This is a genomic window from Nostoc sp., assembly GCF_036917555.1.
Taxonomy (GTDB): Bacteria; Cyanobacteriota; Cyanobacteriia; order Cyanobacteriales; family Nostocaceae; genus Nostoc.
This window is the reverse complement of record NZ_JBALDD010000006.1, coordinates 103,159-124,600: the sequence shown is the minus strand read 5'-3', so window position 1 is coordinate 124,600 and position 21,442 is coordinate 103,159. Positions and strand designations below refer to the sequence as shown.

19 protein-coding genes and 1 pseudogene are annotated in these 21,442 nt (G+C 40.4%); 10 read left to right on the top strand and 10 right to left on the bottom strand.

Annotated elements, in window-relative coordinates; genetic code table 11:
• Window positions 1–470 precede the first annotated feature (470 nt).
• Window positions 471–1,592 (bottom strand): carboxylate-amine ligase, encoded by a 1,122-nt coding sequence (locus V7K60_RS02275; protein ID WP_334922576.1) that lies wholly within the window; start codon window positions 1,590–1,592, stop codon window positions 471–473.
• Between the two features lie 137 nt (window positions 1,593–1,729).
• Here V7K60_RS02275 and V7K60_RS02270 point away from each other — a divergent pair, with 137 nt between their 5' ends.
• Window positions 1,730–2,938 (top strand): PEP-CTERM sorting domain-containing protein, encoded by a 1,209-nt coding sequence (locus V7K60_RS02270; protein WP_334922574.1) that lies wholly within the window; start codon window positions 1,730–1,732, stop codon window positions 2,936–2,938.
• 133 nt (window positions 2,939–3,071) lie between these two features.
• On the opposite strand, the gene V7K60_RS02265 is transcribed toward V7K60_RS02270, so the two are convergent.
• Window positions 3,072–3,356, bottom strand: coding sequence for a DUF427 domain-containing protein (locus tag V7K60_RS02265; RefSeq protein ID WP_334922572.1), 285 nt, complete (start codon window positions 3,354–3,356; stop codon window positions 3,072–3,074).
• Between the two features lie 595 nt (window positions 3,357–3,951).
• On the opposite strand from V7K60_RS02265, the gene V7K60_RS02260 reads away from it, so the two are divergent.
• From V7K60_RS02260 to V7K60_RS02230, 7 genes and pseudogenes are all read left to right on the top strand, one after another.
• Window positions 3,952–4,176 (top strand): hypothetical protein, encoded by a 225-nt coding sequence (locus V7K60_RS02260; RefSeq protein WP_334922570.1) that lies wholly within the window; start codon window positions 3,952–3,954, stop codon window positions 4,174–4,176.
• A gap of 277 nt (window positions 4,177–4,453) precedes the next feature.
• Window positions 4,454–4,855 (top strand): hypothetical protein, encoded by a 402-nt coding sequence (locus V7K60_RS02255; protein WP_334922569.1) that lies wholly within the window; start codon window positions 4,454–4,456, stop codon window positions 4,853–4,855.
• 179 nt (window positions 4,856–5,034) lie between these two features.
• Window positions 5,035–5,256, top strand: a pseudogene (locus V7K60_RS02250) (hypothetical protein); the annotation flags it as partial.
• Window positions 5,257–5,382: 126 nt separating this feature from the next.
• Window positions 5,383–5,598: a hypothetical protein gene (locus V7K60_RS02245; protein WP_334922567.1), complete on the top strand. Its 216-nt coding sequence runs from the start codon at window positions 5,383–5,385 to the stop codon at window positions 5,596–5,598.
• A 7-nt stretch (window positions 5,599–5,605) separates the two neighbouring features.
• Window positions 5,606–6,031, top strand: coding sequence for a type II toxin-antitoxin system VapC family toxin (locus V7K60_RS02240; RefSeq protein WP_104906391.1), 426 nt, complete (start codon window positions 5,606–5,608; stop codon window positions 6,029–6,031).
• A 244-nt stretch (window positions 6,032–6,275) separates the two neighbouring features.
• Window positions 6,276–7,844, top strand: a complete 1,569-nt coding sequence (locus tag V7K60_RS02235; RefSeq protein WP_334922599.1) for a metallophosphoesterase — start codon at window positions 6,276–6,278, stop codon at window positions 7,842–7,844.
• Between the two features lie 176 nt (window positions 7,845–8,020).
• Window positions 8,021–8,779: a YebC/PmpR family DNA-binding transcriptional regulator gene (locus V7K60_RS02230; RefSeq protein WP_334922565.1), complete on the top strand. Its 759-nt coding sequence runs from the start codon at window positions 8,021–8,023 to the stop codon at window positions 8,777–8,779.
• 1,077 nt (window positions 8,780–9,856) lie between these two features.
• Here the strand turns inward: V7K60_RS02230 and V7K60_RS02225 are convergent.
• The 8 genes from V7K60_RS02225 to V7K60_RS02190 form a co-directional block, all read right to left on the bottom strand.
• Complete coding sequence (locus V7K60_RS02225; RefSeq protein WP_334922563.1) at window positions 9,857–10,201, bottom strand: hypothetical protein; 345 nt, start codon at window positions 10,199–10,201, stop codon at window positions 9,857–9,859.
• Between the two features lie 39 nt (window positions 10,202–10,240).
• Complete coding sequence (locus tag V7K60_RS02220; protein WP_334922597.1) at window positions 10,241–11,455, bottom strand: GTPase; 1,215 nt, start codon at window positions 11,453–11,455, stop codon at window positions 10,241–10,243.
• A 6-nt stretch (window positions 11,456–11,461) separates the two neighbouring features.
• Window positions 11,462–11,617, bottom strand: a complete 156-nt coding sequence (locus V7K60_RS02215; RefSeq protein ID WP_334922561.1) for a hypothetical protein — start codon at window positions 11,615–11,617, stop codon at window positions 11,462–11,464.
• A gap of 15 nt (window positions 11,618–11,632) precedes the next feature.
• The gene (locus tag V7K60_RS02210) at window positions 11,633–12,226 is read right to left on the bottom strand and encodes a hypothetical protein (protein WP_334922559.1); all 594 of its coding nucleotides are present in this window, start codon (window positions 12,224–12,226) and stop codon (window positions 11,633–11,635) included.
• A 324-nt stretch (window positions 12,227–12,550) separates the two neighbouring features.
• Window positions 12,551–12,982 (bottom strand): hypothetical protein, encoded by a 432-nt coding sequence (locus V7K60_RS02205; protein WP_334922557.1) that lies wholly within the window; start codon window positions 12,980–12,982, stop codon window positions 12,551–12,553.
• 21 nt (window positions 12,983–13,003) lie between these two features.
• A complete protein-coding gene (locus V7K60_RS02200) occupies window positions 13,004–14,149 on the bottom strand; it encodes a GTPase (RefSeq protein WP_334922555.1) in 1,146 nt (381 codons plus the stop codon).
• A 518-nt stretch (window positions 14,150–14,667) separates the two neighbouring features.
• Window positions 14,668–14,988: an RNA recognition motif domain-containing protein gene (locus V7K60_RS02195; protein WP_334818687.1), complete on the bottom strand. Its 321-nt coding sequence runs from the start codon at window positions 14,986–14,988 to the stop codon at window positions 14,668–14,670.
• A 265-nt stretch (window positions 14,989–15,253) separates the two neighbouring features.
• Window positions 15,254–15,793: a phycobiliprotein lyase gene (locus tag V7K60_RS02190; RefSeq protein WP_334922553.1), complete on the bottom strand. Its 540-nt coding sequence runs from the start codon at window positions 15,791–15,793 to the stop codon at window positions 15,254–15,256.
• A 511-nt stretch (window positions 15,794–16,304) separates the two neighbouring features.
• Here V7K60_RS02190 and V7K60_RS02185 point away from each other — a divergent pair.
• Together V7K60_RS02185 and V7K60_RS02180 are read left to right on the top strand one after the other, a co-directional pair.
• Entirely contained in the window at window positions 16,305–17,741 is a 1,437-nt protein-coding gene (locus V7K60_RS02185) for an efflux RND transporter periplasmic adaptor subunit (protein WP_334922552.1), read from the top strand.
• A 75-nt stretch (window positions 17,742–17,816) separates the two neighbouring features.
• On the top strand, window positions 17,817–21,146 hold the full coding sequence (locus V7K60_RS02180) for an efflux RND transporter permease subunit (protein WP_334922550.1): 3,330 nt from the start codon (window positions 17,817–17,819) through the stop codon (window positions 21,144–21,146).
• Window positions 21,147–21,442 lie beyond the last annotated feature (296 nt).

Below are 21,442 nucleotides of genomic sequence, written 5' to 3'. Positions count from 1 at the left end.
GAAGGCAGAAGACAGAAGGGTTTTAAGACTTTATCTTTTGAATGCTTGCCCATTTGTTACCAACACAGAAGCAGACGTTAGGAATAAAGTTGTTGTCATTACCACAGTTTGTCCGTTCGTTACCAACACAACTTGTTTCGTTACGAATGCTTATCCGTTGGTAACGAAAACTTGTCCGTTCGTTAACAACACAACTTGTTTCGTTCAGAATGCTTATCCGTTAGTAACGAAAACTTGTCCGTTCGTTAACAACACAACTTGTTTCGTTCAGAACGCTTATCTATTTGTGACAAAACTTATGTAAGCATTAACAACGCTTAAGTAAAACTTATAAATTAACTTGTTTCGTTACCACAGCTTATCTATTTGTAGTAAAGCTTATGCGATCGTTACCACAACTTAAGCAAAACTTATCAATACAAATCCTATAATATTAACAGCACAACTTAGATTCACGAGAATAAAAGCATTTATACTGAAGCTATCCCTTTTGCTGTATCTTGGACGATTAAATCGACGACATCTGAAAAACGCCCCGTTTGTTTGTAAATTTCGCGTTGTCGTGTTGCACCATTCCCAAACTCCATCGTTCTATGTACAAGAGACGAGACTTCATCCCATTCTCCGTACTCCTCAAGTGATGGACGCACGAAACTGAGAAAGCTCTCAACCATCTCCCGTGCCGGAACAGCTTTTATAGCGCTAACGTCAATTAAATCCTCATCTAATCCATAACGTGCGGCACGCCAGTGAGCAGCACGTATAAGTTCGTGACGCACTGGCTGAAACGGTTTATCAGTTATGACTTCTTCGTAGCAAGTTCGCACCAAAGCACGTACAAGCCCTGCTACCATTACTGCTTCGTCTATCGTCTGGCAGACATCAGTGACTCGAAACTCTATTGTTGGAAAGCGCTCAGACAAACGCACATCCCAATAAATCTTCGTCGCCTCCGCGACACTTTTTGTCTCTACTAAAACTTGTACAAGCGCTTCGTAATCGGTTAAGGACTCGAAAATCAGTGGTACTCCAGATATAGGCCATCGACCCCAAATTTCGGTACGATAGCTTGCATAGCCTGTATCCGTACCTAACCAAAAAGGTGAAGATGCTGCCAGTGCCAAGAGTGGGGAAAGCCATACACGAGTCCGGTTCATCACCTGTATGGCAGTAGAGCGATCGCTAATTCCCACATGAACATGACAGCCAAAGATCACTAGTTCACGGGTAAGTTGTTGATAATCTCGCATCAAATCTTGATAACGTTCTTTAGGCGTGATCTGCTGTTCATCCCAATGTGAGAACGGGTGCGTCCCAGCAGCAGCAATTTGCTTACCGTCCTTAGCAGCCGCCGCAATCACTTCCTGGCGCAAACGAACAAGATCAGAGCGTACATCTGCAAGTGTTCTACAAATGGGTGTACCAATTTCTATCTGCGATTGCTGGGCTTCTGGCTGAACTTCAGAGCCAAGTGCTTTCTGGGCTTTTGGCAGAATCTGCTGCACACGCGAACTCAGTTCTCGTGTTGTCGGATTGATAATTTGATATTCCTCTTCGACGCCAATAGTAAATTCTTCAGTTTGGGATGGCATAAATTTGGATGGTCAAGCGTATGTTTAATCAATCAACACCAGCACCCCTAGATTATACTTATATTTTATTTTGTTAGACGTTATAAACTTGAACATCATTCAATATACTTGCTTACTCTAAATCTAAGGAGTTTTAAGTGATAAAAAACAATAGAAAAAAGGCTGTTGCTCAAGCTATTTCCACAGCTGTTGCTCTGGGCTGGGTAATAATGCAAGTGGAATCAGCCCAAGCTGCTACTTTGACGGTGAACAATCTCAATGATAGTGGCGTTGGCTCATTGCGAGACACTATCAACATTGCAAATAGTAATGACGTGGTAGAGTTCTTATTGGAAAGTTATCCTAGTACAATTACCCTGACTAGTGGGGCACTTGAGGTCGCTAAAAATCTCACTATTAATGGCCCAGGTGCTAACTTACTTACCATCAGTAGCAATAATCACTTCCCCGTGTTTGACATTAACGCTGCGAATGTTACCCTTTCTGGGCTTGCTATCGCTGGTAATTTCAATGCTTACAATTCTAGTAACATAACGTTTACTAATAGCTCTATTAGCGGCCCCAATGTAAATATAGATAGTAATCTAAAACTTATCAATAGTACTATCAGCAGCAAGCGTTTGGTAATCAATGGTGAACTAACAGGAATCGATAATAGTAATGTAACGGCTCTCGATAGCATCACCATCGGCAACAATTTAACTGCCTCTAGCGGCAATTTAACTATCTTTACTGATAAACTGTATATTAAAGGTGGTAGCAAGAATTCAGGAGCAGCAGGCACTCTAACTATTACAACCAATGCTCTTACAGTGAGACCCGGTGCTATTATATCGAAACCAGTACCCCAACCAAGTGTGATCGCTACTGGTAGCAATCATTCAGGAGCAGCAGGCACCCTAACTATTACAACCAATACTCTTACAGTGAGACCCGGTGCTATTATATCGAAACCAGTACCCCAACCAAGCGCGATCGCTGCTGGTAGCAATCATTCGGGATTAGGAGGTAACATAACTCTTACAATCCCTGACCTTATTATATTGAAACCAGTACGCAAACCAAGCGCGATCGCTGATGATAGCAATAATTCACGAGTAGGAGGTAACATAACTATCTCAGCCCCTAATGGTTTTATTATATCAAAACCAGTACCCGAACCAAGTGCGATCGCTGGTGATAGCAATAATTCAGGAGCAGGAGGCAATATAATTGTTACAGCCAGTGGCGTTGTTTTACTGACAAGAGTACCCGAACCAAGCGCGATCGCTGGTACTATACTTGCTGGTAGTCTGGCTTGGCTGGCGAAGAGAAAGCAAGTAGCATTTCGCAAGGCGAAGGTATAATTACGTATTCAAATAAATTCGTAAATAAAATAGTTTAAATACTTAGCCCGCGTGCGCGGGCTAAGTATTTTATGGGCAATTAGTCGAATGTAATATCAATTACCTGCAACTAAAATACTTCCAGGAACCTTTATTAAGCCTCGACTTTTATACCCTTCCAGAAGGCGACATATCCTTCAATATTCTTAGCCTTCTCCTTAGCGCTGGGATAATACCAAGCAGCATCTTTGTTGACTTGTCCATCAACTTCTATACTGTAGTAGCTAGCGACACCTTTCCAAGGACAAGTAGTGTGAGTGTTGGTTTCAGTAAAGTACTGTTTGTTAATGGTGTCAACAGGAAAATAATGGTTGCCCTCCACAACTACGGTATTATCACTCTCGGCTAAAACAGCTCCATTCCAAATTGCTTTCGGCATAAATGACTTTGTAAATAAACTATACATATAACATTTTGACACTATCAGCTTATTTGTAGTGAATTTATGGAACCCGTAACGCTGCCAAAATAGTCCATAAGTCACGAAGAGGCAATGAGTTGGAAGATTTCCCTCCAGATATTAATTGCAATCACTTTTATTTATCAATTTGAAAATCAAAAGCATTTGCTTCCATCATCAAGATTTTCTAACATATTGGTATGGAAAGTTAATTAGCCAAAACAAAGTTAGATTTCGGTTGATAGCCTTAAGCAAAAAATCTTTAGAGATGTGAATAGGCGATGCCTGCGGTGGTCACTGAGCTTTGTCGAAGTGCGAGCTACGCTAATGCATCTTCTAAAAATACTTGTCGGCTAAGGATTTTATTTAGCATATCTTTGCCTCTTTCAAGTTATTACTAAACTTTCTCCTAATTCCCCATTTTTCCAATTGGGGTAAATTTAACTCACCAGTTCGGGGAATTAACAAATTAACCCATCGGGCAAACTTCCGAAAAAAGATTGAGATTAATCAAACAGTGAACTCTATTACTAGAGAATACTGATTGCACTTTGTTCTAGTTGAGGATAACTCTATGAAATTCACAAACTCGCTAACTTCTGCACATATTATTGCTTGGATTAATTCTATGCCTAAAATCACTTGCTTTCATCGAGCTAAGAATCACAATAGCCCATCAATAAACACAGCCGTCAACTCTGACACTTTCCCTAGCTATTCCACTAATGCCAATCACCTCAAATCCTTTGATACTGCTTTTATCGCCTATAACATGATGGGTTTTGGGAATTTTGAATGATCTAAGTTAGCTTTGTGCTTTTAAGGTGTAACTTAGATCATTTTATCAATTACAGCTTGGTCACAGTTCCTAATAAATTTGTTTGCACAATACTCTATCATCAACCTGTATTAATTTATTCAAACCTTGTAAAACAAGATTTGAATAAATTATTTTACTCCAAAATATAAGTGATAAATCAATAAATATAATAAACTAATGTCAAAAATTTGAGATTGAAAAGCAAGACAACTCTATTAATAAAAAATACTAATTAATCTCTATTAAGGATGAAATTATGAAACTCACAACCTTGTTGAATTCTGCACTTGTCATTACTTTTATTGCTTTTATTCCTGGAATTGCTGGCGCTCAAACAGCTAATAATAACAATAGTGGTAGACAAATAAATACAGATATCAACTCTAATACTTTACGAAAAAATTCCACAGATGCCAAATATCTGCAACCCTTTAATCTTGCCTTTCTAGCTTATCAAGGTTATTTAAAAGAGCAGGGTATTCCCAGTGGGGGAACTTTGTTATTCAAATACCAAACCGGAAACTTGACTGCAAAAGATGTGGTTCAGGCTGCTATCAGGGCTAATAAGTTACCAGCGCAAGTTTTGAACGATCAAAGTTACGTTAATGCAGTCGAGTTACAGATGAAATCATTTGGCGATACTAATGATTCACAATAGACAATTTAGGAGTGCTGGAATAAATCTCCGCATCTCCCTATAATTTTAGACGCGATAAATCGCCGTCTCTACAATAATCGTGATTTATCGCGTCTCTGTGATCTAGAATTTTCATCAAAAACCTTAACCAAACCGTATTGGAACCACTTTAGCGATGAGGAGGAATACGGCGGTAATAATTATTAGGCGATGTCTACGACGGGCTGCACCTACGCCACTGGGAACTTACCACCGACATTGCAGATATAGTCTGCTACCTACCTATGCCAATGGTAGCTCTACGCACTCTAAAGTCAGAAGTAGCTGTTGGTTTAAAATCAGAAGTTATTGAGAAAGTAGCAAAATCTGACTCTTCTGGGTTGACAAATGCACAGTGGGGTGTGATTCAGTTGGTGGTTTAGGCAATTTTGAAAAATCGAGATAATTTGTAAAATAAGTATACGTATCTTCACTACTTATAGGGTTGTTTACCCTACTCGTATCATCACAACCAGCTTAGGATAGACTAGAAAAACTTTCTAAGGAAAATGGTAGAAAAAATCACAGCTGTATTTAATGGCAAAGTGTTCTATCCGGCTGAACCGATCGCACTGCCAATTAATACCCGCGTGCGAATCAGTATTGAAATTTTACCGCCAAGCGAACATGAAACGGTATCATTTCTGCAAACGGCACGATCGCTCAACCTCGAAGGGCCGCCTGATTGGTCTGCCAATATAGATAAATATTTATACAATAAATAAACTTTTCATGCATTCTGAAGTCTTTCTTGATACATCATTTGCCATTGCCTTATCTGCACCGAGCGATCGCTTGCATGACCGAGCCTTACATCTAGCTAAAATGTTACAAGCAGCAGAAACTCGTTTGGTGACAACACAGGCGGTGATGTTGGAAATTGGCAATGCCTTATCCCAACAACCTTATCGTCAGGCGGCAATCATATTATTAAATTCTCTAGTAGCAGACTCTAAAGTAGAAATTGTCCCCCTTTCCCAGGAACTCTATGAACGTGCTTTCCAGCTATATCGCGAACGAACTGAGAAAGAATGGGGATTTGTCGATTGCGTATCTTTTATTGTTATGCAATATAGCGGAATCACTGAAGCACTGACCGCCGATGAGCATTTTCAACAAGCAGGCTTTCGAGCATTACTGCGAGAAAATTTGCCGTAAGAATTGGGGAGTGGGCATCCCTTCTCTGCGAGACGCTACGCGAACGACTTCGCTCAGGGCAAGTGGACATTGGTTATTCACAAATGACTAATGACAATTACAGCTATTTTCAGGTAAATAGACCACGCAGTAGGGGCACAGCAATGCTGTGCCCTTACGATAGATGTGGTTCAAATACATGAAAATTGCTGTAAATATTTCGTTACAATCGGCGTGTGCATTAGGCATTCAAGAGTTATCAGCCATGAAATTGATTTCCGATCCACCGATTCCTGTGAAAATTCAAAAGATGAAGGAACGGGTGCGGTGGATGCATCCAAGTTTTGTGCAACGGGGAATTGACCAAACCAGTATAGTTATTGACGATCGCAGGCAGGATAATCCAGAATTTTCCTTTATGGTTATCGGTGATTCCGGTACTAAATCCCATTCTCGACACCACCCCCAACGAAAAGTTGCCGAACTGATGCTGACTCACCGCGATGATTGCAGCTTTGTGTTGCATACTGGCGATGTCATCTATGTGGTGGGTTCCCAAGAATATTATTCAACAAACTTTATTGAGCCTTACCGGGAATTTCTCGTTGGTGGTGACAACCCAAAAGGCATTCCTTATGACCGCATGGTGTTTAATCTGCCGTTCTTGCCAGTACTTGGTAATCATGATTACTACGATGTACCGTTGATGTACCGTTTATTGACTGGCACAACATCCTCACTGCGTCGCCTATTCCGCTATAAAGATATCGAGATTGGCTGGCATGGATCGTATCAAGGTAATGCTTATGCACGGGCATTTATGGACTATACCCAGCCAATGTCTCCACAAGAGTTAGAACACCATTTAGATCGGCACTACACTGCAAAGACCGACAAAGGGCGCTGTTTGCGTTATGAACCTGGACAGTTTACTCGTTTACCCAATCGCTATTACACCTTTCGTTACGGCGGGATTGACTTTTTTGCACTGGATTCTAATACCTTTAATACACCATCACCTTTACCTGCAACTCAAGAGGGGGAAATTTACCGCCGAGAATTGCAAAAGCGTCGCCAGGAAATAGATCGAGAAGAATTGGAGATTTTGGGAATATACGATCGCCTCAACCCAGATAAACCCACCGAAGCGGAACAACTTGATGACCTTAGTGCCAAATTAGACCAAATAAACGAAATCAAAATTGACATTGAAAAACAACTAATATCTCATCAAATGCCTGCGATCGACTTTGAACAACTTGAATGGTTGCGAAGCAGACTAATCGAATCTTGGAACACCTCCCAAGTGCGCGGACGTGTAATCTTTTTCCACCATCCCCCCTACGTCACAGAAGCTACCAAGTGGAATCAGGCACAAACCTTGGCGGTTCGCCACCGCTTGCGCTGGGTGTTTGAACAAGTAGCAGAAACTCTTGGTTCTCTAATTAAAGAACGTCCCATAGTCGATTTGATTTTAAATGGTCACGCTCACTGTTTAGAGCATCTTTGCACAACTGATACCGGATTTGCAGACTCGCAGATTAACTGTATTATCTCTGGTGGGAGCGGTCATCGTCCCCGCTATCAACGGCGAGAAGGGACTGAATTGATGGAAACTTTTGCTGAGATTGCAGGTAAACCCACTCGGAAAGTTGCGGATTCAATGCTATTTGTGGGTCGTCATAACTACAATTTCCAGAACCGACTGCCTTATTCATGTGTGCGGATTGATGTTCTGGATGGTATCCCGCCCAAGTTTATCATTAGACCGTTGATTACTGAACGGCTTGAACAAGAGTGGCATAACACGGAACTTGAACCTTTTGTGATCTAAACGGGATGCGAAGTAATTGAACTACACCATTCCTCATCTCACTTGAAAATCAAATCTCAGTGCTGCTGGCTTGCTTTGAGTGATTATCTTGGTGAACTTTTACCAAATGCACCTTTGCATTCAGACAAAAGCTAGGTATATCCTAATCTTGAATAGAGTTATGATAATCTCAAATTATGGCAGGACATAGTAAATGGGCAAATATTAAGCGCCAGAAAGCGGTAGTAGATGCAAAAAAGGGAAAAACCTTTACTCAGTTATCCAGGGCGATTATCGTTGCGGCTAGAAGCGGCGTACCAGATCCGGCGCTGAATTTTCAACTTCGCACGGCAATTGACAAGGCAAAGGCAGCGAGTATCCCCAATGATAATATTGAACGAGCGATCGCTAAAGGTGCAGGCACTTTTGGCGGCGATAATGCTACCTTTGAAGCGATTCGCTACGAAGGCTATGGCCCTTGTGGTGTAGCGATTTTAATCGAAGCCCTCACAGATAATCGCAATCGCACTGCTGCTGACTTGCGTGTAGCTTTTAGTAAAAATGGTGGCAATCTTGGTGAAACAGGTTGCGTTAGCTGGATGTTTGAACAAAAAGGCGTTTGTGTAGTGCCGGGTGTACTTGACGAAGAACAGCTTTTAGAAGCATCCCTCGAAGGCGGTGCCCAGTCTTATGAGATGACTGAAGATGAGATGGCTGAGGTATTTACTGATATTGCAAATTTAGAAACCCTTAGTCAGACGCTCAAAAATCAAGGCTTTAAGATAACTGATGCCGAATTGCGCTGGATTCCTAGTAATAGTGTAGAAGTTACCGATCCCGATCAGGCGCGATCGCTTTTCAAGTTAATTGATACTTTAGAAGGCTTGGATGACGTGCAAAATGTCACAGCTAACTTTGAGGTAGCAGAAGAATTGATGGCTCTCAGCATTTCCTAATCAAAATTAACCCAGGTACCATAGCCAAATTACAGTTATTTGGATGATATCCAAATTGTTACATTTAAAATGGAAATGCCAGCAAGTGTTTTTTAGCTAAGTATTCCCCGAACCTATCCTACTAATAATATTTGTGCTACAAAACTTAAACTTATTGAGAAATGAGAACGAAAAATTAAGGTTTTGAAGCACATTTTACGACAAAAAGTAGTGATTTTTAGAATAGTGGGATAGGTTCACGTAAGCTCCAATATAATTCGGTTAAGGTTTTTTAATCAAAATTCTAGACCACTAAAAATACGATAAATCATCATTGTAGAGACGGCGATTCATCGCGTCTCTTGCCTTACCCGAACAGTATTGACGTAAGTCCTATATTTTATGGATGTAAAAATAGACATGAAAGATTCATATCAATTACAAACTTATGACATATGTCTATTAGATAGTTAAATTGTTGATTACCTAATGAGGATTCTCAAGTGAATAAGTTCGCTAAAACTTTACTTTTGGCTCTAATTTTTGTTGCGCCTGTAACCGCTTTTGCATCTCAAGCTCAAGCTAAAACTATCCATCATACCAGCGTAAAATCTGCTAAAGTTCATCACACTAAACATCACAGACATCATGCTAAAAAAATAGTTCATAAACATTTATAAATAGTTGCTATTAGTCGTAAAAGTTTCTAGTAGCTCTGTAATTAAGTTTAGTGTTGGTTTCTCTGAAAAAACTGTATTATTTAACCCCGCTGGAATCCTACCCTAATCAGCGGGTTTTTTTTATTAACTTGCTCAAGGGTGCGATCAGATAAAAATCAAAGTTTAAAGCGATCGCCTAATCATACCTGCTACTATCCAATTTAGTCTTCAAAACATATATGAAAGCAGACTATTTAGAAGAATTACTTTTTCGTGAGTTGGAGGAGCGTTTGCTTCAACCACATATTTTTAATAATGATTATTATTATTGATTATATCATAATTTATTTTTTGGAAGTCCCTTATTCCACGTATGTGCGGTGAACTGCAAACATAAATCGTCAAAATTGCTTTGATTGCAGTTCACAACAGGTATTATTCAAATAACTAGATTTTCTGTCACCTTGGTTATATAACGGAGAATCAAATCAAAATTTTTGCGTACTTCTAATAATTCTTTAACCCAAGTATTAGAAGCTGCGATCGCATTTTCTTCTTGCTGACGACCTGTTGCAATTTGCTGCTCAATTTCCCCGTAAACTTGTTGTTCAAATTCCTGTAGTTGTAATTCAATCTGATTTTCTAAATCTTTAGCAATTGCTTGAAACTGGCTGGTAATATCACTACGAATATCTGCTATTTTGTTTTCTCGCTGTTGTTCCTGTTGTGCTGTATAAGCATCTGTTGCTAATGAAATTAACGCTACTGCTGGTCCAAGAAACATCGCAGCGTTACCGATATTTTTAGCAATACCAACTGCTTGCTAAGGCTTAAAATCAAAGCCTACAAATTTTCCTACAGCTAACACTGTCTGATGTAAACCGCTACCCGCTACATCCATAGAACGCAAAAAACCACCGCTACTACTAGCAGTAGATAAAAATTCTCGTTTGGCAGAATTGCTGACTTCGACTCCTGCTTTCTCACCAATATCTTTGAGCCAATTAATTTGATCTTTTATTCGTTCTACATCCATATCCCCATTGCCACTATCCGTAGAAAAACTTTGTTTTTTTTTTAAGAAAGTTATGAAGGTTTGTACTAGATTACTTTGTAGCACTTCTTCAACTTCTTGCCGAATATCTTCAACTGCTGTATTTATTACATATTGAAGTTGAGCTTCTGCTTTTTCATAGTACTGTTTTATATTGATTTCAGTCTGTTTATTCAGCATTGTAAAATCTTGCTCACTTCCAACACCAGCAGCAAGAATTGTACCTTCTTTTGCTATTGCTGCGGACATCTGTAGAGCTATATTATTAACTTTTATACGTAGGCGATCGCGTTCTTTCCGAACTGTGCGAGATAAGCGCGTTAGTACCTCTAAAAAAGCTGAATCTTGGTTATTATCACGTGTAAAACTCAACTGAGCTTCATCAACACAACTGAGTGCTATTCTGACTGGTGTATCAAACCGAGCTAATACTGAACGCTTTTCAACAAACTTATCCAATTCATCCAAAAAAGTTTGGAATCGACTGATATCAATGAGAAAATCATCATTTTGGTCTACACCTTCATAATAGTCCTTCGCATCAATAAAGCACACAGGAAAATCATCTAGTTTATGAGGTTTAATTGCTTCTTTAAGACTTTGACGATAGTTAGCAATTTTTTGTTCTTCTTCTCCTGCTTCATCGGACATTTTATTGACAAGCAGCATCATTTTCCAACGATAGCCTTTTTCATAGGCTAATTTTTTAAAATTAGCTACCGTAATCGAATCAAACAGCATATATGTCAAGCAGAAAACTAATAAATCTGCCTTATTTATAGCATCATAGGTAATCTCATCATGGTCTTTACGGTCTGTAAAAAGTCCGGGTGTATCTACAATTTTAATGCTATTCCAGTCATAACTAGCAGTTTTGTCTGTTGCAATATCAGAATCAATACGAATATCACGCCGTCCTGTAAGAGCAGAAATTGTGGTAGATTTACCAGCATTATATTGACCAACAAAAGCTAATGATAAAATTCCCTCTTAATGATAAGCTTTTAATTCATCACGCAGCTTTTTACGAATGGCTGATAATTCAAGGTGTTTGCCTTGAGCTAATATGTGGTCAAATTTAACTAAAGACTTTTTGAATTTATCATTAACAGCGGCAGAATTCAATATTTGTTTATTCTGATTCACGATTTTGTTCTTCCTCTATATTTCGTTACTAGTTTGAATAGAAATATCTTCTTGTAAAATTCGTGTGATATCTTTTAAAGATTTGGTTAACCGTAATTTAGATTTAGTATGAATTTTCATACTACTGCCAAAGTCACGCTCTACTTTCACTATTGTTTTGATAATTACTTCGTCTGTAAGTGGTTCATACTTGCCGACACCCCAATCAATTATACGTTTGGCATAAGCACGATTTATGTAATTAGATTTATCATTCAACCTACTTTTAGCTGTTTCAAGTTGTTCATAGATAATTTCTAAACCTTTAATCATTTCTTCAAAATAAATATTAATACTATTAGATACTGCATCAGTATATTTATTGAAATCATTCTTTGCTTGCTGAATAATATTTTGTTGATGATCAATAAGTTGATTAGACAAAGAGTTAGAAATCTTTTGTACAGCCTCGCGTCTCTTCTGTTCTTTAGATTTTGTCCACCCAGAAATTTGGTTAAGAGCAAAACCTATAATTCCTACAACTGCGGCTACAGGGGCAGGAATGAATAAAGCTATAATAGGTGCTGCTATGACAAGGATGTTACCACCTATTTTCATTAGGTCACGCATGAATAAATCTGTATCCTGTTTTTGAAATTTAAAATTATTATTAATTAATCGAGCAACGATTTGTAATTCATTACCAACTTCCTTAAGGATCTCTCCAATTTCTTTATTAAAATTTTGGCTACTTTCTTCAGAAGCTATTCTCAGCCGTTGTTCAAACCGAATAGTTTTAAGCTTTTGTTTCCATCCTTGATTTGCTTGGCTTTCGCTTGCATCCCAATATTCTTCTGCAAAAGATGGAATAGAATTAAAAGCATCTTGAAAAATAGCTTGAATTTCTTGTAATAAATATTGTTGATTGTCTCTTGCTGCTTTTTGAATGTCTTTTCAGATAGTTTTGTATTTATCTTTCAAGGTATCTGCAAATTTTTGATATATGTGACCTTGTTCTGTTACCCATTGATTAGGTTCGTCAATTGCACCTACAGTAGAACCTAGTAATGTTTGCGTTCGCCTGATTTTTCCATACTCAACTAAAGACAAGCGAATAGAATCCAGAAACTTATGCATCTGACTTGCTTGAAATAGCTTATCTTTAATCTCTTCATGTTCTGGTTCGCAGGACATTTGTGCCGCCAGAAGCATTACAGGAATAATATCAAAGTAGTCATTAGCGTAATGTTGTTTAGCGTAGCGGTGAATACGCTCAATATGTCCACCCAAACTATTTTGTCCATCCATAACAAAGAGTTTTTCTGGATTGGCTAAGAAATGCTCTAAGCGCCGAGAATCACGCAAGTTATTTTTGACATTCAGCAAAATAATTAGTGGCTTGGCTTTTTATTTTAAAAGTTGCAAAAACTTAAATTCTGTATCTTGAATACTGTCATTTGTGACGACATAACAAATTACATCAGATTCTTCAATTACACTTTCAGCGATTTCTTCATCTGTTTTCCCCCCAGGTGCACCGATTCCGGGGGTGTCGATAATCCGAATATTTTTCCATTCATATACTCTATTAAAACGAGTAGTACGCTGTTTACCAACACCAATTCCATCCCAACCATCGCCTGTAATAATGGCGTGTAGAGTACTTTTTCCAGCTTTGGTTTTACCCATAAATGCGATGCTGAAATGATTAAGAGCACGTTGTTTAGCAGCAAGTGACTGACGCACGCTTTCAATTTCTTTAATAATTTTTACTGTTAGAGCTTTCTTGGTATCTTCAAGCTGCTTTGCTACCTCTGCTGCGGTTTTCGCTTGTCCTTTACCAACCGCTTGGCGCTGAATGGCCGTAAGTTGTTCTTCGATACCTTTTCCCAAATTGTAAAGCGTTTCTCTAGTTCCTGTAAGACCTAATTCTGCAAACTTGTAATCTTCAGTGGCGATCGCTGCACATTCCTGAATAGCTTTATCATATTCTGGGCCTGATAATAAAATTTCTTGACGTAGTTGCTTAATTTGTCGTCCTACATTCTCAGGAGCAATTTTTGTTAAATTATCCACCAATACGCGGGACAATAAAGAATCTGCTCCCTTTAAGATGCGCGCACCAAACGATAGTGCTGACTGCTCTTGAGGGGTAGCTTTAGCAGTACCAAAGCTTTCAGCTTGTTCAATTAGTCTTTCTATCTCTCCCTGAGAAAAACTCCAAATTTCTGCTATCTGATCAACCATTTCTCGTTCTAAAGGAGAGAAGAAACCATCAAGATAAGCCACTGCTAGTATTTGTCGCATAGCTTCACTTTGCTTACCAGGTGGAACTTTCCGCGCTACATTTTCTACCGATAAAAAGTTTTCTGCTTGCGCGAGGATTTTCTCCATTTCCTCAATAGTGCGTTCTCCCATTTTGCTAATATTAGCTAGTTCCTGTAGGGCCTTTGCTTCTTCGCTGTGAATTTGTTGGTCAGCGCAGACTATGTGTGTGAGGAGTAAAAAGCCATAGTCTAATTGCTTAGTGGCTAAAACTGTTTGGTCAGACATCTTTTTCTCTATCTGAATGCTCTACCTAGCCTAAGCAATAACCGAGCAAAGTATGTCAGTAATTATACTTATTTATCAATACTTTGGTCAATTTACGAGGGTAAGTTGATGTATAGGTTATTTAGTACAACTTTTTTGTACGGCACAGTAAGGATTTGAGGCTTTGAAATTTCAGACAGATCAATTGGTACAGGTTTATAAGAGGCGATGCCTCGGCAAGCTACGCAATATTCAAAACAACTAATCAATTTCTTAGCGTAAGTTTCTTTTCGACTGGTAGAGTCGATGGCGGGTATTAGGGACTTCCAAAAAATAAATTATGCCATTACCAATAATTATTATCATTCTTAAAAACATGTTGTCTTTTGTTTTTTTTGGAATATTTTATTCTTTGGAAGTCCCTTAGAGAATCATCAGTACGGTATGATAAATGATTGGCCAAAATTATTTAGAATCAAAGTTTTCCATAAAAAAGACTCAAGCATTCCTGCCTGAGCCTTTTCTAAATTCAATTAAGCTTAGTAGCGGTTGTTGCTACGGTTGTAGCCGCCGCCACCACCACGGTTCCCACCGAAGGAACCACCACCACTTCTGTCTTCTTTGGGCTTGGCTTTATTTACTTTGAGGTCACGACCAAGCCATTCAGCACCATCAAGAGCTTCAATGGCTTTTGCTTCTTCATCTTCTGAACTCATTTCTACGAAAGCAAAGCCGCGTAAACGACCTGTTTCACGGTCTGTGGGTAGTTGAACACGCTTTACAGCACCATATTCTGCAAATACAGCACTCAGCGCATCTTGTGTAACATCATAAGAGAGGTTACCTACGTAAATTGACATCAAATGTCTCCAAAATCATAAGTTTGTAGAGATTTAGATTTCGGAGAGAAGTCTGTAATACCAAAAGGGAAAAGCCTGTCAATACTAAAAACAAACACTGTCACCGAATTAAGTCTCATTTCACTTCCCATGATGACATAACAACCAACTTTCTGGGAAAAAGGTTTGAAAAACTGTTATAAAAAGTTATATAAGCGGTTAATAGCTAGATGCTGGCTAGTCTCAAAACGGGTGAGGCTCTAGTGAACCGCACCCACGAGATCAACTAATCCACTCTCTTTTCTAAATATTGACCAATCATCAACTGCTCACCAGCACGGGAGATAATAGTTTGTCTGGTGCGGTATTTGCTGCCAATTAGCTTTAACTCTTCTTCAAAGACTGAACCGTTGTACTCAGTTCGCAAACACATTGTTTTAGGGTTGGAGAAATAATACTGAGCGGTGACTGGTTTGGATATGGCAAAACCGCGATCGCGGTACAAAATGTTTCCCATAGCCCCAAATAATGTTGAACCTTGCGACTCTTTCCTTGGATTTAGTACATCTGTACTTTCCCATGTCACTGCTGCACCACAGATCAAACTACCTGTATCAGGCAAATCGTGCATCTGAGCTAGGTTTTGCAATTCATCACAGCCTTGGTTGAGAAAATTGATCGTAACTATACTCTCCATCTCCTTGGTTTCTCCCTTGGGTAGGGTGTAGTAGCGCCGTTGCGATTGCCAGTTACCCGCTGATTCCTGGAAAAATTCGGAAATCTGGGCTTCGTCAGCGGTTTGTACAATTTTTAGCAATGATCTCACTTTTAACTTTCCTGACCTAATATTGGTGGCTGTAATATGTATCGCCCTTATCTCCGCTGTCTATGCAACCGCTTGATTGAAATATCACAACGCCAAAAAAAGCAATTTATGTTTACTATTCTTAATATATTGGATTGAGCGTAAAAATTACCAGGCATTTTCCTATAGCAAGCCTAAGTATAGTTATTTAATACTGCCTATTTTAGAAGTAGGGGCGTAAAACTCCCGTATCTTCAGTAAATACAAGTCTTCTACTAAGGGCAGATTGCAAGAAATTTAAAAATATTTATACTGAGCTAAGAATTGTATCCGCAGCTAAAAAGCTGCTGACTCAATCTAAAAAGTTAAAGTGGTGAGAAATTTTCGGAATAAAAAGTAATTTTTGATACAAAATTCTGCAAGAAGATAGCTAATTGACTCTCGCCGCTTTTCAATATTCATAATGTCTCAAAATTACTTGGTAATGCACGGCTGTTTAACCCAAAAAGCTCCCCAAATACAAGAAAAATAAATGATTTTGGACAGAAATAAGCCGCACAAGCAGGCGAAAATCTCACCTTTCGCAGCCGCTAACCAGGTAATTAATACCCAGTTAGATTCAATTGTGAAGACTGATATGGCTGTTGCAGATACAAGGAGTAGCGTTAGCACAAAGGTGTCTTCCCCTTTTGCATCCATATTATTGATTCCCTGTTTGCTGGGCATCGGACTGCTGACAGCAAATTGTGGAGCGCTACCCAAGGAAGAACCGGCTGATGCACAATCTCAGAGTCCTGGTAGTGGACAACGTGTTAGTGCAACGGCTGTAGATGTGGCGATCGCTCGAACTGATACGCTACAAACACAACCAGAATACACAGGGAATACAACACCCTTCCGAATTGTGTCACTGCGATCGCAAGTAGAAGCTCGGTTGTTGGCTTTAAACTTTGATGTCGGCGATGCAGTAAAGCTTGGGCAAAACGTCGGGCGGTTAGATGATGCCATCCTTTCGACCGAATTAAAGCAAGCAGAAGCAGAGCTAGCAGCCCTCAAATCAGAAGTAGCTAGGGCAACAAATCAGGTAAGCAATGCTCGTGCAGACGTTGAACGGGCGCGCCTAGAAGTAGTACAAGCTCAAGCAGATTCAGAGCGGCAGCAGAGGTTGTTCAAAGCTGGAGCGATCGCTGAACAAACTGCCCAGCAAGCACGTACCCAGGCAAAAACAGCCGCCCAGGCACTCCGGGCAGCCCAAGAACAAGTTCGGACAGAACAGCAAGCTGTTGCTGCTGCTCAAGGTAGAGTACTTGCTCAACAGGCATTGGTTGCTCAAACCAAAGAACGCAGGTCTTATACTCGGCTGGTATCTCCCATCACTGGCGTAGTCACACAAAGGGTGACAGAACCAGGCAACTTGCTGCAAGCAGGTAACGAAGTCTTGAAAATTGGCGACTTTAACCGTGTCAAAGTCGTCGTCCAAGTTTCCGAATTAGAACTGTCACAAATTCAGGTTGGACAGTCTGTACAAGTGCGCTTAGATGCCTTCCCTAAAGAAGCATTAATTGGCAGAGTTACGCGGATTTCCCCAGCTGCCGATGCCACAGCTCGCTTGATACCTGTAGAGGTATTGATTCCTAACACTCAAAGTAAAATTGGCAGTGGACTACTGGCACGAGTCAACTTTGAAAACCAGACTCAACAACGGGTAGTAGTGCCGCAAACAGCTATTCAAAAACAAGCAGGAGCAGGAAAAGAGCAAGAAAACCCGTTGGGGACGCTATTTGTGGTGAAAGACACAGATGGCAAGACGAAAGTAGCGACACGTGCAGTTACTTTCGGAAAAAGGGCTGATAGCAAAGTGGAAATTTTATCCGGTTTGCAAGCGGGAGAGCGCTATGTTGTTCGTAGTGGTAAGCCGTTAAAAGAAGGTGACACTGTAAGTCTTTCAATTCTTTCAGAAAAGCAATAGTACGGTGAGCGATAACCACCATACCAAAGAAAAAAGTACTCAGTAGTCAGCACTTAGCACTTATCACTTAGTATCATGCAACAGACAAACAATAATAATGGCAATGGCGGATTTAGCCTTAGTGCGATCGCTATTCGCCAACACATTGGCACACTCATGCTCACTGTGGCAGTAATTGTCATTGGGGTATTTTTTCTCACAACTATCCAAGTCGATCTTCTACCGTCAATTACTTATCCCCGAATTGGCGTTCGCTTAGAAGCTCCTGGTATTTCACCAGAAGTAGCGGTAGATGAAATCACCAGACCTTTAGAAGAAGCTTTATCAGCAACCGAGAATGTAGTGCAAGTTTTTTCCCGTACACGTGAAGGACAGGTAAGCCTCGATTTATACTTCCAACCAGGGGGCGATATTGACCAAGCTCTAAACGATGCAACTGCTGCTTTTAACCGAAATCGAGGACAACTACCAGAGACAATAGAGGAGCCGCGATTATTCAAAGTCGATCCTTCTCAATTGCCGGTTTATGAATTGGCACTGACCTCTGCTTCATTGCCAGGTAAAGAGTTACGCGTATTTGCTGATGAAGAGTTAACCCGTGAACTCAGTGTCGTGCCGGGAGTCGCTTCCGTTGATGTATCTGGTGGCGCAGAGGAAGAAGTACGAGTGCTTGTTGACTTAAACCGATTGCAAGCTTTGGGTGTCGGGTTAAATGATGTCTTAGAAGAATTAACAGCCCGTAACCAAGATACTTCTGGTGGTCGGATTCTGGGGCAAAATTCCGAGCCATTGACTCGCACTGTGGGACGTTTCCAAAATGCCAAGGAAATTGAAAACCTTTCTTTGGAAGTTTCTTCTCCTGCTAGTGCTAATACCAGTAATAGCAGTAATACTACTACCACTACCCCTGCACCTTCCCGCCGCGTTTATTTACGAGATTTTGCAAAGGTAATTGACGATACAGAAGAACAGCGAGTATTTGTTTATCTAAATCGTCAGCCTGCGGTGAAATTTTCAGTCCAAAAGCAGCCTGAAGCCAACACAATCACAGTTGTAGATGCTGTGAAGCGGCGAATTGAACAATTACGACAATCGGGTTTAATTCCAGCAGACATGACTTTGAGTCCCACCACAGATGAATCTGTCTTCATCCGCAATTCTTTAAATGATGTCATCTTTTCGGGGATTTCTGGAGCATTGTTAGCAGCAGCAGCAGTGTTGTTATTTTTAGGATCGTTCAGGCAAACATTCATTATCAGTTTGACGATTCCGCTGTGTACTCTGGCGGCGATCGCTTTAATGAGAATATTTGGTTTAACCTTGAATGTGTTTAGTTTGGCAGGTCTGACATTAGGAGTCGGTCAAGCAATTGATACATCGGTTGTGATCTTGGAGAACATTTCCGAAAAAGCGGGGATGACTCCCAATCAGAGGGAGATGGAGGCAGGGGAGCAGGGGAGCAGCACTTCGGCTACGCTCAGTGACCGAGGAGCAGAAAAGAAGGGGAGAAATTCTAAATTCTTTATTGACAGTGCGACTACTGCTTCTCAAGAAGTAGAATCTGCTTTGGTTGCTGCCACAGGTGCCAATTTAGTTTCTGTAGTGCCATTCCTCTTAATTGGTGGCTTTATTGCCCTGCTATTTAATGAACTGATTCTGACAATTAGCTTCGCAGTCGCAGCATCTCTGGTTGTCGCCATTACAGTAGTGCCGATGCTGTCTTCTCGACTTTTAGGAATTCCCTGGTCTAGTCGGATTAGTGAATTTTGGCTACTTAGACAATTTAATCACCGATTTGAAGACGCTACGCGGGGATACGGTAACTTCTTAACCAAGGTCTTGCGCTATCGCTTTTTCGTAGTAACTGCTGCTTTGCTAATTTTAGGCGGCAGCAGCTTCTTTATGTTTGGTCAAATTCCCCAAGAAATTTTACCCCGCATCAGTACCGGACAAGCTACCTTGAGAGCGCAGTTTCCTCCCGGTACACCTTTAGTAACTTCTCAAAAAGTTATGCAAATTGTCGATGACATTTTGCTCAAACAACCAGAAACCGAGTCTGCTTTCACAACAGTGGGTGGTAATTTATTTGGCAGCAGTACTACAGAAAATCCTTTACGTGCCAGTAGTACCATCAATCTAAAACCAGGCACAGATGTCGAAGCCTTCGTCAAAAAAGTAACTCAAGAATTTAACAAACTCAACTTAGCAGGAATTCTGCTACGCCTCAATCCTGGTCAGGTGCGGGGTTTAATCTTGAGTAATTCTCCAGTGCAAGGGTCAGAAGTTGACGTGGTTCTGCAAGGTGAGAACGAAGAAAATTTAACGCAAGCAGGCGCTCAAGTACTGCAAGCATTACAAGAAAGGGCAAAATTAGCGACATTCCGACCAGATGCCGACCCCCGACAACCAGAAATCCAAATTCGCCCCGACTGGGAACGGGTTTCAGCTTTAGGGTTGAGCGCCGGGCAAATTGGTGCAACAGTTCAAACAGCAATTGAAGGTTCAGTTCCCACGCAAATTCAACGCGGTAATCGTTTAGTTGATGTGCGGGTGCAACTAAATAAAGAAGCGATTCAGCGTCCTTCCCAGTTAGAGCAATTACCGCTATTTACAGAAAACAATCAACTAATCCGCCTTTTTAATGTTGCGAAGATTCAAGAAGGTCAAGCGCCTGGTGAGGTGCAACGGATTAATCAGCGCCAAGCTTTTATTGTCGCAGGAAATCTCAGTGAGGGAGCTAGTCTTGGTGAAGCGATCGCAGAAGTCAACGAGGTACTCAAAGATGTAGACTTACCTGATGGTGTTTCCATTGTGCCTAGTTCTGCCCAAGAAACTAATCAGCAACTTCAGGATGCTTTAAAAACTTTGGGGGCATTGGCGGTGTTCTTAATCTTTGTAGTCATGGCAGTACAATACAATTCACTGATTGACCCATTGGTAATTATCTTCACCGTACCACTAGCGTTAGCTGGGGGAATTTTTGGACTTTACATTACCCAAACTGCAATTGGCGCAACTGTAATTGTTGGTGTCGTTCTGCTGGTGGGAATTGTGGTGAATGCAGGGATTCTCATGGTGGAACTGGCGAATCAAATTCGGGAAGAAGTTGGTTGTAGTCGCCAAATTGCGATCGTGAAAGCTGCTCCTCAACGCTTGCGCCCAATTATCATGACTACAGTTACTACTATCTTGGGACTGTTTCCTTTGGCATTGGGCATTGGTGAAGGTTCTGAGTTTTTGCAGCCTTTAGGGATTGTAGTTTTCTTTGGGATGGCGATCGCAACGATGCTGACACTATTTATCATCCCCTGTTTTTATATTCTGCTGCACGATTTGCTTGGTGGAAATTGGGCAAAGCCAGTGTTAACCCGATTGCGTGGAGTTACGAAAAAACTTATCACCTAATCAGCATTTAAGTTGCACATAGCGTAATACCGATTTTGCTAGTGATTGCGATTGCTGTTTGTTTCTGGAGTGGTTATAAATAGACAGCCGTTTGCCATAGTCTCTAAACCTTATAACCATTTCAGATTTCCACTTAGACATCGCCCCTGTTCTAACCAAGCCAGCCCTTCCCAATGCTAAAAACAAAGTTTTCCAAAGTTTATGACGCTCAGGGTCAACAAAACGATAATCTTGGCTGAGTAATATCAAGTCCGGTTAATCACTTATGATTACCGCATCTGTGCAAAAATCGGAAA